Origin of the sequence: Burkholderia sp. MSMB1072 (assembly GCF_001524725.1) — a bacterium.
Classification (GTDB): Bacteria; Pseudomonadota; Gammaproteobacteria; order Burkholderiales; family Burkholderiaceae; genus Burkholderia.
This window is the reverse complement of the sequence record NZ_LOYC01000010.1, coordinates 1-15,925: the sequence shown is the minus strand read 5'-3', so window position 1 is coordinate 15,925 and position 15,925 is coordinate 1. Positions and strand designations below refer to the sequence as shown.

The window sequence follows — 15,925 nt, the reverse complement described above, 5'->3', positions numbered from 1 at the left end:
GGCAGGTCGCCAACCGGGCTTTCCAATGCATCTTGCGCGCCGTGCGCTCAATCGCGTTTCAGTCCGTCGATCACGTCCAGCAACGCCTGCCGCAACGCGATGACGTCGACGGTCGCGCCCGGCTTGATCGCCCCGCGCGCATCGACGGCCCGCGCATCGGGTTCGACCGGCTCCGCCGCGGCCCGCTCGCTGCCCGGCGAATCGAGCCGGTTGCGCGCACCGTTGATCGTGAAGCCCTGCTCGTACAGCAACTCGCGAATCCGCCGGATCAGCAGCACTTCGTGATGCTGGTAATACCGACGATTGCCGCGTCGCTTCACCGGCCGCAACTGAGTGAACTCCTGTTCCCAGTAACGCAGCACATGTGGTTTGACCCCGCACAGTTCGCTGACTTCGCCGATCGTGAAGTAGCGCTTCGCGGGAATCGGAGGCAAGACGACTTTCTCAACCGTGGTGGTCATCGTCGGTTAACCGTCGGTAAAGGGTGCGCGGCGGCCGCGCGGGGCGTGGGCGCGCGTATTACTCCGCGCCGTTTTCGACCAGCGCCTTCAGCTTCTGGCTCGCGTGGAAGGTTACCACCCGGCGGGCCGCGATCGGAATCGCCTCGCCCGTCTTCGGATTGCGGCCCGGACGCTGCGGCTTGTCGCGCAACTGGAAATTGCCGAACCCCGACAGCTTGACGCTTTCGCCGTTTTCGAGCGCGTCGCGGATCACTTCGAAAAACGCCTCGACCATGTCCTTCGCTTCACGCTTGTTCAGCCCGACGCTGTCGAACAGCAGCTCCGCCAGCTCCGCCTTCGTCAGCGTCGGCGTCTCGGTGGACGCCGGCGCCGAAGCGTCGCGGTTCATCGCGCTGCGTTGCGCCGTCAGGAGGGCTTCGAATTCACTCGAGGTCATGTCGTTCATATCTGCCATACAGCGCGTTGAATCAAAACTTACGATGGAAACAAGCCGCCCGCGAACGGGCCGGCCCCTCTCCTCAGCCGCGCAGGCGCGCGCCGGCACGAGCCATCCGCTCGACCAGCGTCTGGATCGCCTGATCGACGATCTCGTCCTGCAGCGTGCCAGCCGCGTCCTGCAGCGTCACGCGGAAGGCAAGGCTCTTCTCGTTCGCGGCAAGACCACCGGAAGTGTTTGATTTTGCACGAAATTCGTCGAAGAGTACAACCTTCTGAACGAATCGGCAGGCCTCTTCGGCAAGCGCCTTCTTCATTTCGTCGAAAAGTGCCTGAACCTCGACCGCCTGATCGACGACAACGGCGATATCGCGACGGACCGGCGGGAATTTCGACACGTCGGTCGGCGCGGGCAGCGCACGCGTAGTCAGCGCGTCGGCATCGATCTCGAACATCACCGGCGCGTGCGGCAGCTCGTACTTCTGCATCAGGCGCGGATGCAGCTCACCGATCCAGCCGACCGCGCGGCCATCGACCTCGATGCGTGCGCTGCGGCCCGGATGAAGGGCCGGATGCTCGGCCTTCACGAAGCGTGCAACCGCCGGCGCGAGCAGCGCTTCGAGATCGCCCTTCACGTCGAAGAAATCGACCGCGCGGGTCGCCGCACCCCATTGCTCGTCGAGTGCCGGACCATACGCCAGCGCGCCAACGCGCTTCGGCTGCGCGTGACCTTCGACCGCCAGCTCGCCGGCCTTCACCGACGGATCGGCGACGAACACGCGCCCCGATTCGAACACGCGCACACGATCGGCGCGGCGGTTCAGGTTGTGACGCAGCACGGCGATCAGGCTGCCGAACAGCGTCGTGCGCATCACCGAAAGCTGGCTCGCGATCGGGTTCAGCAGCCGGATCGGGTTGTCGTTGCCCGCGAAATCGTGCTCCCACTCCGCATCGACGAAGCTGAAGTTGACGGTTTCCGCGTAGTCGCGCGCGGCGAGCGCGTGACGGATATCGTGGATCGAACGCCGCGTCTCGTTGGTCGCGCGCATTTCGCTCGTCGCGACCGGCGGCCGCGCCGGGATCTTCTCGAAGCCGTAGATGCGCGCCACTTCCTCGATCAGGTCTTCCTCGATCTCGATGTCGAAGCGGTGCGACGGCGGCGTGACGAGGAACGCGTCGTCTTCACGCTCGAACGGCAGGCCGAGACGCGTGAAGATGTTCGCGATCTCGTCGGCGTCGATCTTCACGCCGATGATGCGGTTCGCGCGCGACACGCGCATCTTCACCGGCGCGCGCTGCGGCAGGTTCACCGCCTGATCGTCGACCGGGCCGGCCTTGCCGCCGCAGATCTCGAGGATCAGTTGCGTGATGCGCTCGACGTGCTCGACGGTCGTCGCGTAATCGACGCCGCGCTCGAAGCGATGGGCCGCATCGGTCGAGAAGTTGTACTTGCGCGCGCGGCCGCGGATGCTGTCCGGCCACCAGAACGCGGCTTCCAGGTAGATGTTGGTCGTATCGAGCGTGACGGCCGTGCTGTCGCCGCCCATGATGCCGGCCAGGCTTTCGACCTGGGCCGCGTCCGCAATCACGCCGACCGTTTCGTCGAGTTCGACCGTGTTTCCGTTGAGCAGCTTCAGCGATTCGCCGCGCTTGCCCCAACGCACTTCGATGCCGCCGTGGATCTTGTCGAGATCGAACACGTGCGACGGGCGGCCGAGTTCGAACATCACGTAGTTCGAGATGTCGACGAGCGCGGACACGCTGCGCTGGCCCGCGCGCTCGAGGCGCTCGACCATCCATTGCGGCGTCTTTGCGCGCGCGTTCACGCCGCGGATCACGCGGCCCGAGAAGCGGCCGCACAGATCGGGCGCGGCAATGCGCACCGGCAGCGTTTCGTCGAGCTCGACATGCACCGGGCGAATATCGACCGGCGTCAGCGGCGCGCCGGTGATCGCGGCCGTCTCGCGGGCGATACCGAACACCGACAGGCAGTCGGCCTTGTTCGGCGTCAGCTTGATTTCGAAGATCGTGTCGTCGAGATTGAGGGTTTCGCGGATGTCCTGGCCGACCGGCGTGTCTTCCGGCAGGATCAGCAGCCCGCTGTGATCCTCGGACAATTTCAGCTCGCGCGCCGAGCACAGCATCCCCTGGCTTTCCACGCCGCGCAGCTTCGACAGCTTGATCGCGAACGGCTTGCCGCCCTCTTCCGCCGGCGGCAGTTCCGCGCCGACCAGCGCGACCGGCACCTTGATGCCCGGCGCCACGTTCGGCGCGCCGCAGACGATGTTCAGCGTCGCGCCGGTGCCGGCGTCGACCTGGCAGACATTGAGCTTGTCCGCATCCGGATGCTTGACGACTTCGAGCACGCGGCCGACGACGATCTTCGACGTCGGCGGCGCAGCCTTGCTCAGCGATTCGACTTCGAGCCCCGCCATCGTCAGCGCGTGCGACAGTTCGTCGGTCGTCAGCTGCGGGTCGACAAAGGTTCTCAACCAGGATTCAGGGAATTGCATGGATGTCTACGTTCGAAACAGGTTAGATCGACGCCCGGGCCCCTCGGAAACGTCCGTCGGGGCGTGCGCGGGCACAGGTCGGCGCGGCGAGCGGCGTTATGCGAACTGGCGCAGGAAACGCAGGTCGTTCTCGAAGAACAGCCGCAGATCCTGGACGCCGTAACGCAGCATCGTCAGGCGCTCGAGGCCGCTGCCGAACGCGAAACCGATGTAGCGCTCGGGGTCGAGGCCCATGTTGCGGATCACGGTCGGATGCACCTGCCCGGAGCCGGAAATTTCGAGCCACTTGCCGGCGTTCTTGCCTTGCTCGAACATCATGTCGATCTCGGCCGACGGTTCCGTGAACGGGAAATACGACGGACGGAAGCGCACGAGGATGTCGTCGCGCTCGAAGAATTTTTTCAGGAAGTCGGTATAGACGCCCTTGAGATCGGCGAAGCTGATGTTTTCGTCGATCCACAGCCCCTCGACCTGATTGAACATCGGCGAGTGGGTCGCATCGCTGTCGACGCGATACGTGCGCCCCGGCGCGATCACCTTGATCGGCGGACGGTTCATGCGCGCATAACGCACCTGCATCGGGCTCGTGTGCGTGCGCAGCAGCAGCTGGCGGCCGTCGGCATCCTTGCCTTCGACGTAGAAGGTGTCCTGCATCGAACGCGCCGGATGGTTCTCCGGGCTGTTCAGCGACGTGAAGTTGTACCAGTCGGTCTCGATTTCGGGGCCGTCGGCCACGTCGAAACCGATCGAGCCGAAAATCTGTTCGACACGCTCCCACGTGCGCATCACCGGGTGCAGGCTGCCGGCGCCGGCGCCACGGCCCGGCAACGTCACGTCGATCGCTTCGGCGGTGAGGCGCTGATTCAGCAGCGCGTCGGCCAGTGCCTGGCGACGAGCGGTGAGCGCGGCTTCGACCTGCTGCTTCGCGACGTTGATGCGTGCGCCTTCGGTCTTGCGTGCTTCGGGATCGAGCTTGCCGAGGCCCTTCAGCAACTCGGTCAGCGCACCCGATTTACCGAGAAATCGCGCTTTCTCGTTTTCGAGCGTGGTGATGTCGGCAGCCTGTTCGAAGGACTGCTGCGCGTCGGCGACAATCTGGTCCAGATCCATAGATCCCATCATTTCCAACGTCATTCGGTCTTGGCGAGCGAAACCGCCCACCAAACAAAAAAGGGGCTCGGAAGAGCCCCGTTTTCGCTGCAGCGGCCGAGACTACCGGAACCTCGCTGCAACTAACCACGCAGTGCTAATTTCGCAATTAGGCTGCAACGGCGGCTTTCACCTGCTTGACGATCGCAGCAAAAGCAGCCTTGTCGAACACCGCCATGTCGGCCAGCACCTTACGGTCGAGTTCGATCGACGCCTTCTTCAGGCCGTTGATGAACACGCTGTAGGTCATGTCGTGCTGGCGAACTGCCGCGTTGATACGCGTGATCCACAGTGCGCGGAACACACGCTTCTTGTTGCGGCGATCGCGGTACGCGTACTGACCAGCGCGCATCACCGCCTGCTTGGCGATGCGGTAGACGTTATTGCGGCGGCCGCGATAACCCTTGGCCAGGTTGATGATCTTCTTGTGGCGGGCCCGTGCGGTTACCCCACGTTTGACTCGAGGCATGTTTCTCTCCTTGGAGTATCAGTTGAGGGGTTACGCGAACGGGAGCATCGCGCGGACGGAGTTCAGATCGGAATCGTGAACTGCCGTTGCACCGCGCAGATGGCGCTTGTTCTTCGTGGTTTTCTTGGTCAGGATGTGGCGCTTGAAGGCTTGACCGCGCTTGACGGTACCGCCCGGACGCACCACGAAGCGCTTTGCAGCGCTCTTCTTGGTCTTCATCTTAGGCATGACGAACAACTCCAGTTTATTAGATGGCGATGGGTGTGCGGTTGGCTTGCGCCCTTGACCCGCCCTTCGAAACCCAGTCCACTTGTGTACGGCGACCCGCTTGCGCAGCCGCCGTCGTTGTTGGCACGCCACCCGATCGGGCAGCGCGCCGAACCACTGTCGAACCTGCGCGCGATGCGCGCGGGCTCGTTACTTCTTTTTCTTCGGCGAGAGCACCATGATCATCTGGCGCCCTTCCATCTTCGGCATCTGCTCGACCTGGCCGACTTCCTCGAGATCCGTGCGCAGACGCTCGAGCATCCGCATACCGATTTCCTGGTGAGCCATTTCGCGGCCGCGGAAACGCAACGTGATCTTCGTCTTGTCGCCCTCTTCGAGGAAGCGCACGAGATTGCGGAGCTTGACGTTGTAATCCCCGTCATCGGTACCCGGGCGGAACTTGACTTCCTTCACCTGGATGACCTTCTGCTTCAGCTTCGCTTCGTGCTGCTTCTTCGATTCCTGGTACTTGAACTTGCCGTAATCCATCAGACGGCAAACCGGCGGCACCGCTTGCGGCGCGATTTCCACCAGGTCAACATCCAGTTCTTCCGATTTACGGAAAGCATCAGCGAGTTTTACGATACCGAGCGGTTCGTTCTCGATCCCGACCAGGCGCACTTCCGGCGCAGTGATTTCACCGTTGATGCGGTGCGACGACTTATCAGTAGCGATGTTACGTTTCCTCTAAAAATTAAAAAAACGAGCCGCGCTGCCAGGGCGGTTACTTGAACGAGCGCAGGTCTTCCTGCAGACGCTCAACGAAGGCTTCGACCGGCATTACGCCAAGGTCGACGCCGCCACGGGCACGCACGGCTACCGTTTGTGCATCACGCTCCTTATCGCCCACGACGAGGAGATAAGGCACCTTTTCCAGCGTGTGCTCGCGTATTTTATAGCTAATCTTCTCGTTGCGCAAATCGGCCGCCACTCTAACCCCTTGTTTTTGCAACGATTGGGCCAGGGACTGCGCATATTCGGCCTGACTTTCGGCGATATTGAGCACAATTGCCTGGTACGGCGCGAGCCAGACCGGCATTGCACCAGCATGGTGCTCGATCAAAATGCCGAGGAACCGCTCCATCGACCCGACGATCGCGCGATGCAGCATCACCGGCCGGCGGCGGCTGTTGTCTTCCGCCACGTACTCGGCGCCGAGGCGCTCCGGCAGCACCATGTCGAGCTGCAGCGTGCCGCATTGCCACGAGCGGCCGAGCGCGTCCTTGATGTGGTACTCGATCTTCGGGCCATAGAACGCGCCCTCGCCCGGCAGTTCCTCCCAGGACAGACCGCACGCCGTGAGCGCGTCGCGCAAGCCCTGCTCGGCGCGATCCCACGTTTCGTCGGTGCCCGCACGCTGTTCGGGGCGCAGCGACAGCTTGATGTCGATGTGCTCGAACCCGAAATCCTTGTACACGCTCATCGCCAGCGTGTTGAACGCGATCGACTCGGCGATGAACTGCTCTTCCGTACAGAAGATGTGCGCATCGTCCTGCACGAAGCCGCGCACGCGCATCAGGCCGTGCAGCGCGCCCGATGCCTCGTTGCGGTGGCACGAACCGAATTCCGCGTAACGCAGCGGCAGGTCGCGGTACGAGCGCAGGCCATGCTTGAACACCTGGACGTGGCCCGGGCAGTTCATCGGCTTGATCGCGTAGTCGCGCTTCTCCGACTCCGTCGTGAACATGTTTTCGCGATAGTTCTGCCAGTGGCCCGACGCCTCCCACAGCGAACGGTCCATGATCATCGGCGTCTTGATCTCGAGATAGCCGGCTTCGTTGACGCGGCGGCGCATGTACTGCTCGACCTGCTGCCACAGCGCCCAGCCCTTCGGATGCCAGAACACCATGCCCGGCGACTCTTCCTGCATGTGGAACAGGTCGAGCTGCTTGCCCAGCTTGCGGTGGTCGCGCTTTTCCGCTTCCTCGAGCATGTGCAGGTACTGATCCTGGTCTTCCTTCTTCGTCCAGGCCGTGCCGTAGATGCGCTGTAGCTGCTCGTTCTTCGAATCGCCGCGCCAGTACGCGCCCGCGACCTTCATCAACTTGAAGACCTTCAGCTTGCCGGTGGACGGCACGTGCGGGCCGCGGCACAGATCGGTGAAGCCGCCGTGCGAGTACAGCTTGATTTCGTCGCTTTGCGGAATCGATTCGATGATCTCGGCCTTGTACTTCTCGCCGATGCTGCGGAAGTAACCGGCGGCCTCGTCGCGCGACACGACACGGCGCGTGACCGGCTCGTCCTTCTTCGCGAGTTCCTGCATGCGCTTTTCGATCTTTTCCAGATCTTCCGGCGTAAACGGGCGGTTGTACGAGAAGTCGTAATAGAAACCGTTGTCGATCACCGGGCCGATCGTCACCTGCGCGTCCGGATACAGTTCCTTCACCGCGTATGCGAGCAAGTGGGCGGTCGAGTGACGGATGATGTCGAGGCCGTCGGCATCCTTGTCCGTGACGATCGCGAGCGACGCGTCGCGATCGATCACCGTCGACGTATCGACGAGCTCGCCGTCGAGCTTGCCGCCCAGCGCAGCCTTCGCCAAGCCGGGACCGATGGAGGCCGCAACCTCGGCAACTGTCACCGGATGCTCGTATTGTCGAACTGAGCCGTCAGGCAAGCGTATCGAAACCATAGCAATCTCCGTGATGCCGACAGTGGGCGGCAGACCAGGTACGCGAGTCAAACTCACGCGGGAAAATTCGCGACAAAAAAAATGCGGCCCCGCTTTCGAGGGGCCGCATTCGATACTTCACTCAACTGAAAGGGCGAAAACGTTCCTCGACTAGCGTCGCTCCGAAGTGGTTTCGGTCAACGTTCGCGGTGTCATAACCGTATTCGCCTTGTTCGCGTTGAGTTGTGTGCTGCATCGAACACCCGGAGGCCGGGCATTCTCAATTCGTTGGTAGGCTCGATTGGACTCGAACCAACGACCCCCACCATGTCAAGGTGGTGCTCTAACCAGCTGAGCTACGAGCCTAGAGAAGCTAAGATTATATGGAGTTGCTACCGGCTTGGCAAGCGTTTTATGCGGTTGCAGCAAAATAACGCTGTTCCAACCCCATCACGATTTTCGTCCTGCCCGCACGACGCCCTGCACCTCGCCGAGCAGCGTGCATGCGCGCTGCACCTGCGCCGAATTCGATACCTCGACCGTGAACTGCATGAATGCCGCATTGCGGCGGCTCTGCGTCTTCACGCCCACGACGTTGATCTTTTCCCGCGCGAACACTTCGGAGATATCGCGCAGCAACCCTTGCCGGTCGCTCGCCTCGATCATCAGGTCGACCGGATAGACGGACGCGCCGCGCCCGCCCAGCACGTCGGCCGACCAGGTCGTCTGCAGCACGCGCTCCGGCGCGCGCTCGACCATCCGGCGAAACGTCGGGCAGTCGGTGCGGTGGATCGACATCCCCTTGCCGCGCGTGACGAAACCGCTGATCGGATCGGGCGGCGCCGGACGGCAGCAACGCGCCAGTTGCGTCAGCAGCGCGTCGACGCCCACCACCAGCACGCCGGTCGACGCGCCATGCGCGACGCTCGCGCCGCTGCTGCGCTTCTCGAAATCGGCCGGGGCCTCGGACGCCGGTTCCGGCGGCGGCGCATCGGACAGCGCGTGCTCGATGTTGCGCAGGCTGAATTCTTCCTTGCCGACGACCGAGAACAACTCCTCGGGCGACTTGAAGCCAAGCTTCGCGGCGAGATGGTCCAGATTGACCGACGTCTTGCCCTCGCGCTGCAGCGTCTTTTCGACGAGCGCGCGGCCGTGCGCGACGTTTTCTTCCTGCTCGATCGAGTTGAACCACGCACGCACCTTCTGCCGCGCGCGCGAGCTCTTCAGGTAACCGAGCTGGAGGTTCAGCCAGTCGCGCGACGGCCCGCCTTCCTTCACCGCGACGATCTCGACCGTCTGGCCGTTCGCGAGCGACGTGTTCAGCGGCACCATCACGCCGTCGACGCGCGCGCCACGGCAGCGATGGCCGAGCTCGCTGTGCAGGTGATACGCGAAATCGACTGGCGTCGCGCCTTGCGGCAGCGCGATCACGCGCGCCTGCGGCGTCAGCACGTAGATGTGGTCGTCGTCGAGCGACGTTTCGCGCAGTTGCGCCCACGCCTGGTCGCCCGACACTTCGGCGCCGTCCTCGACGTCGTCCTTCCACGCGAGCAACTGGCGCAGCCACGCGATCTTCTCGTCGTACTTGTCGCTCGCCGAGAACTGGCCGCCATAGCCGCGCGCGCCGGCCTCCTTGTAGCGCCAGTGTGCCGCGACGCCATACTCGGCGAAACGATGCATCTCCTGCGTGCGGATCTGCACTTCGAACGCACGGCCGTCGTCGCCGATCACGACCGTATGCAGCGACTTGTAGCCGTTCGGCTTCGGCCGCGAGATGTAGTCGTCGAACTCCTTCGGCACCGGCTGCCACAGGTGATGCACGATGCCGAGCACCGCGTAGCAATCCTTGATGTCCGGCACGATCACGCGAAACGCGCGCACGTCGTACAGCTCGGAGAAATCGAGCTCCTTGCCGCGCATCTTGCGCCAGATGCTGTAGATATGCTTCGGCCGGCCGCTGACGTCGGCCTGGATGTTCGCCTCCGCGAGCTCGTGCTGCAGCCGCGCGATCGCCTGCGTGACGTACGCCTCGCGCTCGATTCGCTTCTCGTCGAGCAGCTTCGCGATCCGCTTGTAGGTGACGGGATCCTCGAAGCGGAACGCGAGATCCTCGAGCTCCCACTTCAGTTGCCAGATACCGAGACGATTCGCGAGCGGCGCATAGATCTCGAGCGTCTCGCGCGCAACGTCCGGCGGCGGGTCGATCTTCGCGGCCGCATAGTGGCGCAGCGACTGCAACCGCGACGCGAGCCGGATCAGCACGACGCGGATGTCCTGCGCGAATGCGAGCAGCATCTTGCGCAGCGCCTCGATCTGCGTACGCCGCTCCTGCGCCGCGTCGCGCCCGGCGTCGGGCTTCGCGTTCTGCGCGACGCGCAGGCTGACGGTGCCGAGCCGCAACAGCTTGCGCACGTCGAATACGAGCCGCGCGACTTCGTCGCCGAAACGCTCGGTCAGCTCGCGTTCGGGGTCGCTCAGGTGCGGCGTCAGCACGAACAGCGCGGCGGCCTGCATCGCGGACGGATCGACGTTCAGCGTGCGCATGATCGCCGCCGTGCCCGCCGAGTGATCGGCGAGCAGCTCGCCGGACGACAGGCGCGCATCGCCGGCCCGCTCGCGCACGAACGCGAGCACGTCGTCGAACGACGGCGCCGCGACGGAGGATGCGGAAACGGATTCGGTCATTGCACGGCCTGCCGGAATACGATCATCGTCGGATAACGCTCAGCTCCGCTGCGCGGCGACGACGACGATCTCGACGAGCAGCGCCGGATCCGCGAGCTTCGCCTCGACGGTGGCGCGCGGCGGCGTGTTGCCCTGCGCGACCCATGCGTCCCACTCCGCATTCATGCCTTCGAAATTCGCGAGATCCGAGATGTAGATCTGCACCGACAGCAGATGCGCCTTGTCGCTGTTCGCTTCGGCGAGCAGACGGTCGATGTGGCCGAGCACTTCGCGCGTCTGGCCGCGGATGTCCTGCGTGGTGTCTTCGGCGATCTGGCCGGCCAGATACACGGTGCCGTTGTGGATCGCGGTTTCGGAGAGACGGGCCCCGACGTGGTGACGAATGACTGCCATGAAATGTTCCGGTCGTGATGAGTGAGGAATCGGGCGGCACGGCCCGCGTGCCGCCGAACCGCATATTATGACGCGTTTAGGCGCCGCCTTCGACGAAAAACCGCCGCGCGAGCGCAATCTGGTCGGCGCTGACGAACGCCGGCGCGTGGCCCGCCCCCGGGATCTCGACCTGCGTCACATGCCGGCCGCGACGGACCATTTCGGCCGCCGTCTCGCGCGACAGCAAGTCGGACGTCTCGCCGCGCACGACGAGCAGCGTCGCATCCGTCGTCTCGATCGCGCGCCACAGCGCGGCCTCGCCGAGCGCGGCCAGCTCCGGCGTCGTCGCCTTGAACGGCTCGGCGATGCGCGGATCGTAGCGCATCGTCCAGTCGCCTTCGGGCAGTTGGTGCAGCAGCGGCCCGTTGATCTCGCGCCACTCGTCGGCGCTCAGCGCACCGAACGGCAGCGACAGCGACGTCAGATAGTCGATCCCCTCCTGCTCGGTCGCAAAGCGCGGCTGCACGCCGAGGTACTCACCGATGCGCGTGAGCGAATCGGGCTCGATGCGCGGGCCGACGTCGTTGACGATCATCCGCCGCAGCGGCGAACCGGGCAGCCCGGCGAGCGCCATGCCGATCAGGCCGCCCATCGACGTACCGAACCAGTCGACCGATTCCACGTCGAGCCGTGCGATCAACGTCACCATGTCGGCCACGTACTGCGGAATCGCGTAGAGCCGCGGATCGGCCAGCCGGTCGGAGCGGCCACGCCCGGCGACATCGGGGCAGACGACGCGATACGTATCGGACAGCGCGGCGGCCAGCCGGTCGAAATCGCGCCCCGAGCGCGTCAGGCCGTGCACGCAGACCAGCACGCGCGGATTCGCGGGATCGCCCCATTCCGTATAGGCAACGTGGTGAAGGCCGGCGGCGCTCGCACACTGCACGCGTCGCTGACGGGGAACCGGGGAATTCGCTGAAGTCGTTGGCATCGTTGGCATCCTGTCGAACGAGGGGCGACGCGCGGGGCAACGCTTGCGACGCCCGATGCAAACGATTGTAAACCGCTTCCGCCGGACGGGTCGGCCCATCGGGCACCCAATAAGCTAGCCGTCGATGCGCAATGACAAACGCCCCGCACGCCGTCGTCCGGCATGCGGGGCGTCGAATGCGCGCCCGTGCGTGAACTTATGCCACGGCGCTGACGTCGAGCGGCGCCCCCGTCTTCGCCTGGATCTCTTCCGCGCTCACGCCGTCGGCGAGTTCGAGCACCTTCAGCCCGTCCGGCGTCACTTCGATCACGCCGAGGTCGGTAATGATCAGATCGACCACGCCGACACCCGTCAGCGGCAGGTTGCATTCGTCGAGAATCTTGTGCTGGTCGCCCTTGGCGACGTGCTCCATCAGCACGACGACGCGCTTCACGCCCGCGACGAGGTCCATCGCGCCGCCCATCCCCTTGATCATCTTGCCCGGGATCATCCAGTTCGCGAGGTCGCCCTTCTTGCTGACCTGCATCGCGCCGAGGATCGCGAGATTGATGTGGCCGCCGCGAATCATCGCGAACGAATCGGCCGACGAGAAGATCGACGAACCCGGCAGCGTCGTGACGGTCTGCTTGCCGGCGTTGATGAGATCGGCGTCGACTTCGTCTTCGGTCGGCGACGGCCCGATGCCGAGCAGGCCGTTCTCCGACTGCAGCCACACCTCGACGCCTGCCGGCACGTGGTTCGCGACGAGCGTCGGCAGGCCGATGCCGAGGTTCACGTAGAAGCCGTCCTGCAGTTCCTTCGCCGCGCGCGCGGCCATCTGGTCACGATTCCAGGCCATGTCAGTCTCCTTTCGCGCGTACGACGCGTTGTTCGATGCGTTTTTCAGGCGTCGCGTTCAGCACGATGCGCTGTACGAAGATCCCCGGCGTATGAACCTGGTCCGGATCGAGCGTGCCGTTCTCGACGATCTCCTCGACCTCCGCCACGGTGATCTTGCCGGCCATCGCGCACATCGGGTTGAAGTTGCGCGCGGTGCGGCGATAGATGAGGTTGCCCGACTTGTCGGCCTTCCACGCCTTGACGAGCGCGACGTCTGCCGTCAGCGAAGGCTCGAGCACGTAGTGGCGATCGCCGAACTGGCGCGTTTCCTTGCCTTCCGCGATCACGGTGCCGTAGCCGGTATTCGTGAAGAACGCGGGGATGCCCGCGCCGCCCGCGCGCAGCTTTTCGGCGAGCGTGCCCTGCGGCGTGAATTCGAGCTCGAGTTCGCCGGCCAGGTATTGGCGCTCGAACTCTTTGTTCTCGCCGACGTACGACGAGATCATCTTCTTGATCTGGCGCGTTTCCAGCAGCAGGCCGAGGCCGAAACCGTCGACGCCCGCGTTGTTGCTGATGCAGGTGATGCCCTTGACCGCCGAATCGCGCAACGCCGCGATCAGTGCCTCGGGAATCCCGCACAGGCCGAAGCCGCCCACCGCGAAGGTCTGTCCGTCGCGGACGATCCCCTCCAGCGCGGCAGCCGCGCTTGGATAGACTTTGTTCATCAGTTGTCCCTTCCTCTATGGAAACCAGCAAAACCGGTTCACGCGCCACGTGGCGCAAGCCCGCCGCACCATTCTATGCATGTGCGGCAATGCCTGCGTCGAGGCACGCTGTTTTTATGTCGCGACACACCGCCGCGAGATGCCTGAAAGGGTACGATGTGACGCCGATGCGGCACAATACGCAAAAATACATAAGCATTTGCCTCCGCCTGCCCGCGCCATGCCCGATCTCGATTACCAGACCGCCTTCCACCTCGCGCCGCTCGGCCTCGTGCTGTCGCGCGATCGCGTGATCGAGGACTGCAACGACGCGCTCGCGTCGATCTTCCGCTGCGCGCGGGCCGACCTGATCGGGAAGTCGTACGCGGTGCTCTACCCGTCGACAGACGAATTCCAGCGAATCGGCGAGCGCATTGCACGCGTGATGGTCGCGAACGGCGTCTACTCGGATGACAGAATCATGAAACGCGCGGATGGCGAGCTGTTCTGGTGCCACGTGACGGGACGCGCACTCGACCGCACCGCGCCGCTCGCGGCCGGCGTCTGGACCTTCGAGGATTTGAGCGCGACGCGCCGCGTCGCGGTCGAGCTGACCCCGCGCGAGCGCGAGATCGCCGCCCAGCTCGCGACCGGCAAGACCAGCAAGCAGATCGGGCGCGTGCTCGACATCAGCTCGCGCACGGTCGACATCTACCGCGCGCGGCTGATGCGCAAATACGGGACGAACAATACGCCGGAGCTGCTGCAGCGCCTGCTCGGGCAGTGAACGCGCATCGCGTGACGGCGCTCGGATGACGATCGGCCGCGCATGGCGGCCGATCGGGGGGAACATCGGAAAACCGGGCACGGCACGCCAGCGGCGATCCGGTGCCGGCCTGCCGGCAGCCGCGCTCAGCCGACTTTCGTCGCGAGCGCCTGCTCGATCGTGTCGCGCAGCAGTTGCGGCAGCGGCACCGACTTGCCGAGCGCATAGTCGACCCACACGCAGCGCGCGTTGCCGCGTGCATAGACATGCCGCGGATCGTCCGCGCGCGTGAGCTCGAAACCGGTGTCGAAACTGCTTCGGCCCGGCTTCGCGGCCGACATCTTCGCGATCACGTCGCCCGGATAGTGCAGTTGCTTGAGGAATTCCATCGACGCGGTGACGATGACGGGCCCCTGCCCCTCGCCGTTGCCGCCGGCGATGCCGAGCGCTTCGAACCACGAAATCCGCGCCTGCTCCATGTAGCGGAAATAGACCGTGTTGTTCACATGGCCGAACGCGTCCATGTCGCCCCAGCGGATCGGCATCGACATCTCAAAAACGGGTGAGTAATCGCTTGTTGCGCTCATTGCAGTCTTCTTTGTTGCGGAATGTCATCCGCTCACGCGAGGCCGAAACCGTCGTCGGCGGAGATAATCGAGCCATTGATGAACTGCGACTCGTCGGCCGCGAGCAGCAACAACAGCCCGTCGAGATCCTGCGGCTTGCCGACGCGCCGGCGCGGCAGCATCGACTGCAGCTTCTGGCCCTGCTCGGTTTCCCACAGGTAATGATTGATTTCGGTATCGATATAGCCCGGACAGATCGCGTTCACGTTGATCCCGTGGCGGCCCCACTCCAGCGCCATCGCGCGCGTCATCTGCACGACCGCGGCCTTGCTCATCGCGTACAGCCCGATCTGCGGGAACACGCGCAGCCCGGCCACCGACGCGATGTTGATGATCCGGCACGGCGGCTTGCCGTTGCCGCCACCGTTCGCGCGCATGATCATCCGCTTCGCGACTTCCTGCGCGACGAAAAATGCGCCGCGCGTGTTCGTATCGAACACGAACTCGAAATCCGCCGGCGTCACGTCGACGAGCTTCTGCATCGTCGACACGCCAGAATTGTTCACGAGGATGTCGATCGTGCCGGCTTCCGTCTCCGCATGCGCGACGGCCGCCTTGATGCTCTGCACGTCGGTCACGTCGAGCGACACGACGTGCGCGGCACCGCCCGCCGCCTCGATCTCCGCGCGCAGTTCCTTCAGGCGTTCGACGCGGCGGCTCGCGAGCACGACCTTCGCGCCGGCCTGCGACAGCACCTGCGCAAAACGCTGCCCCAGGCCGCTCGACGCGCCCGTGACCAGCGCAACCTTGCCTTCCAGATTGATCGATCGACCCATTTGCCCATCCCCTTTCGATGTCGTTTCGCCAGCCCCGGCGGCACAGTCCGGGGGGCATTACCCTAGCACAAAAATAGAACGATCGTGCTAATCTGCCTGCATGTTGTTGCGGCAAGCGTTTCGTTTCGCAGACAATACGCTCCCGAATAAAAGCATTCTAACGGTTAGAGGAACGCCAATGACCCCCGCAAGCCTCATCGAGCAATACGGCCCGCGCGAATCGATGGAATACGACGTCGTGATCGTCGGCGGCGGCCCCGCCGGGTTGTCGGCGGCGA

Annotated in this window: 16 protein-coding genes and 1 tRNA gene; 1 reads left to right on the top strand and 16 read right to left on the bottom strand. The window is 64.3% G+C overall.

All coding sequences use genetic code 11. From position 1 onward, the window contains the following. Positions 1-47 precede the first annotated feature (47 nt). The 14 genes from WS89_RS05185 to WS89_RS05120 form a co-directional block, all read right to left on the bottom strand. Entirely contained in the window at positions 48-461 is a 414-nt protein-coding gene (locus tag WS89_RS05185; RefSeq protein WP_059499070.1) for a MerR family transcriptional regulator, read from the bottom strand. A 58-nt stretch (positions 462-519) separates the two neighbouring features. Continuing rightward, positions 520-906: an integration host factor subunit alpha gene (locus tag WS89_RS05180; RefSeq protein WP_006486093.1), complete on the bottom strand. Its 387-nt coding sequence runs from the start codon at positions 904-906 to the stop codon at positions 520-522. Positions 907-979: 73 nt separating this feature from the next. Continuing rightward, positions 980-3,409 (bottom strand): phenylalanine--tRNA ligase subunit beta, encoded by a 2,430-nt coding sequence (gene pheT, locus WS89_RS05175; RefSeq protein WP_059789757.1) that lies wholly within the window; start codon positions 3,407-3,409, stop codon positions 980-982. Between the two features lie 96 nt (positions 3,410-3,505). Then, a complete protein-coding gene (gene pheS, locus WS89_RS05170; protein WP_006486107.1) occupies positions 3,506-4,519 on the bottom strand; it encodes a phenylalanine--tRNA ligase subunit alpha in 1,014 nt (337 codons plus the stop codon). Between the two features lie 148 nt (positions 4,520-4,667). Further along, positions 4,668-5,027 carry a 50S ribosomal protein L20 gene (rplT, locus tag WS89_RS05165; protein WP_004192938.1) on the bottom strand — a complete coding sequence of 120 codons (360 nt, stop codon included), beginning with the start codon at positions 5,025-5,027 and terminating at the stop codon, positions 4,668-4,670. A 30-nt stretch (positions 5,028-5,057) separates the two neighbouring features. Beyond that, entirely contained in the window at positions 5,058-5,255 is a 198-nt protein-coding gene (gene rpmI / locus WS89_RS05160) for a 50S ribosomal protein L35 (protein WP_004191477.1), read from the bottom strand. A 189-nt stretch (positions 5,256-5,444) separates the two neighbouring features. Next, positions 5,445-5,969, bottom strand: coding sequence for a translation initiation factor IF-3 (gene infC, locus WS89_RS05155; RefSeq protein ID WP_071734130.1), 525 nt, complete (start codon positions 5,967-5,969; stop codon positions 5,445-5,447). Positions 5,970-6,018: 49 nt separating this feature from the next. Continuing rightward, entirely contained in the window at positions 6,019-7,926 is a 1,908-nt protein-coding gene (gene thrS / locus WS89_RS05150; protein WP_059789756.1) for a threonine--tRNA ligase, read from the bottom strand. A 268-nt stretch (positions 7,927-8,194) separates the two neighbouring features. Further along, positions 8,195-8,271: transfer RNA gene (locus tag WS89_RS05145), tRNA-Val, on the bottom strand. Positions 8,272-8,355: 84 nt separating this feature from the next. Beyond that, complete coding sequence (locus WS89_RS05140; RefSeq protein ID WP_059789755.1) at positions 8,356-10,590, bottom strand: RelA/SpoT family protein; 2,235 nt, start codon at positions 10,588-10,590, stop codon at positions 8,356-8,358. Positions 10,591-10,629: 39 nt separating this feature from the next. Next, entirely contained in the window at positions 10,630-10,983 is a 354-nt protein-coding gene (locus WS89_RS05135; RefSeq protein ID WP_027784253.1) for a RidA family protein, read from the bottom strand. 76 nt (positions 10,984-11,059) lie between these two features. Next, positions 11,060-11,956, bottom strand: a complete 897-nt coding sequence (locus WS89_RS05130) for an alpha/beta fold hydrolase (protein WP_059499074.1) — start codon at positions 11,954-11,956, stop codon at positions 11,060-11,062. 196 nt (positions 11,957-12,152) lie between these two features. Next, positions 12,153-12,794, bottom strand: coding sequence for a CoA transferase subunit B (locus WS89_RS05125; RefSeq protein ID WP_059785420.1), 642 nt, complete (start codon positions 12,792-12,794; stop codon positions 12,153-12,155). 1 nt (position 12,795) lies between these two features. Further along, positions 12,796-13,500, bottom strand: a complete 705-nt coding sequence (locus WS89_RS05120) for a CoA transferase subunit A (RefSeq protein ID WP_012363722.1) — start codon at positions 13,498-13,500, stop codon at positions 12,796-12,798. A gap of 220 nt (positions 13,501-13,720) precedes the next feature. Here WS89_RS05120 and WS89_RS05115 point away from each other — a divergent pair, with 220 nt between their 5' ends. Continuing rightward, entirely contained in the window at positions 13,721-14,266 is a 546-nt protein-coding gene (locus tag WS89_RS05115; protein ID WP_012328362.1) for a LuxR C-terminal-related transcriptional regulator, read from the top strand. A 125-nt stretch (positions 14,267-14,391) separates the two neighbouring features. Here WS89_RS05115 and WS89_RS05110 read toward each other — a convergent pair whose 3' ends face one another. Both WS89_RS05110 and WS89_RS05105 read right to left on the bottom strand, forming a co-directional pair. Further along, entirely contained in the window at positions 14,392-14,832 is a 441-nt protein-coding gene (locus tag WS89_RS05110) for an acyl-CoA thioesterase (protein WP_034207097.1), read from the bottom strand. A 32-nt stretch (positions 14,833-14,864) separates the two neighbouring features. After that, positions 14,865-15,647 (bottom strand): SDR family oxidoreductase, encoded by a 783-nt coding sequence (locus WS89_RS05105; RefSeq protein ID WP_011545236.1) that lies wholly within the window; start codon positions 15,645-15,647, stop codon positions 14,865-14,867. Between the last annotated feature and the right edge of the window lie 278 nt (positions 15,648-15,925).

Excerpts from the sequence above, each read along its gene's own strand:
- WS89_RS05185 (WP_059499070.1), bottom strand. The coding sequence starts at position 461 with ATGACCACCACGGTTGAGAAAGTCGTCTTGCCTCCGATTCCCGCGAAG.
- WS89_RS05180 (WP_006486093.1), bottom strand. The coding sequence starts at position 906 with ATGAACGACATGACCTCGAGTGAATTCGAAGCCCTCCTGACGGCGCAA.
- pheT (WP_059789757.1), bottom strand. The coding sequence starts at position 3,409 with ATGCAATTCCCTGAATCCTGGTTGAGAACCTTTGTCGACCCGCAGCTG.
- pheS (WP_006486107.1), bottom strand. The coding sequence starts at position 4,519 with ATGGATCTGGACCAGATTGTCGCCGACGCGCAGCAGTCCTTCGAACAG.
- rplT (WP_004192938.1), bottom strand. The coding sequence starts at position 5,027 with ATGCCTCGAGTCAAACGTGGGGTAACCGCACGGGCCCGCCACAAGAAG.
- rpmI (WP_004191477.1), bottom strand. The coding sequence starts at position 5,255 with ATGCCTAAGATGAAGACCAAGAAGAGCGCTGCAAAGCGCTTCGTGGTG.
- thrS (WP_059789756.1), bottom strand. The coding sequence starts at position 7,926 with ATGGTTTCGATACGCTTGCCTGACGGCTCAGTTCGACAATACGAGCAT.
- WS89_RS05140 (WP_059789755.1), bottom strand. The coding sequence starts at position 10,590 with ATGACCGAATCCGTTTCCGCATCCTCCGTCGCGGCGCCGTCGTTCGAC.
- WS89_RS05135 (WP_027784253.1), bottom strand. The coding sequence starts at position 10,983 with ATGGCAGTCATTCGTCACCACGTCGGGGCCCGTCTCTCCGAAACCGCG.
- WS89_RS05130 (WP_059499074.1), bottom strand. The coding sequence starts at position 11,956 with ATGCCAACGACTTCAGCGAATTCCCCGGTTCCCCGTCAGCGACGCGTG.
- WS89_RS05125 (WP_059785420.1), bottom strand. The coding sequence starts at position 12,794 with ATGGCCTGGAATCGTGACCAGATGGCCGCGCGCGCGGCGAAGGAACTG.
- WS89_RS05120 (WP_012363722.1), bottom strand. The coding sequence starts at position 13,500 with ATGAACAAAGTCTATCCAAGCGCGGCTGCCGCGCTGGAGGGGATCGTC.
- WS89_RS05115 (WP_012328362.1), top strand. The coding sequence starts at position 13,721 with ATGCCCGATCTCGATTACCAGACCGCCTTCCACCTCGCGCCGCTCGGC.
- WS89_RS05110 (WP_034207097.1), bottom strand. The coding sequence starts at position 14,832 with ATGAGCGCAACAAGCGATTACTCACCCGTTTTTGAGATGTCGATGCCG.
- WS89_RS05105 (WP_011545236.1), bottom strand. The coding sequence starts at position 15,647 with ATGGGTCGATCGATCAATCTGGAAGGCAAGGTTGCGCTGGTCACGGGC.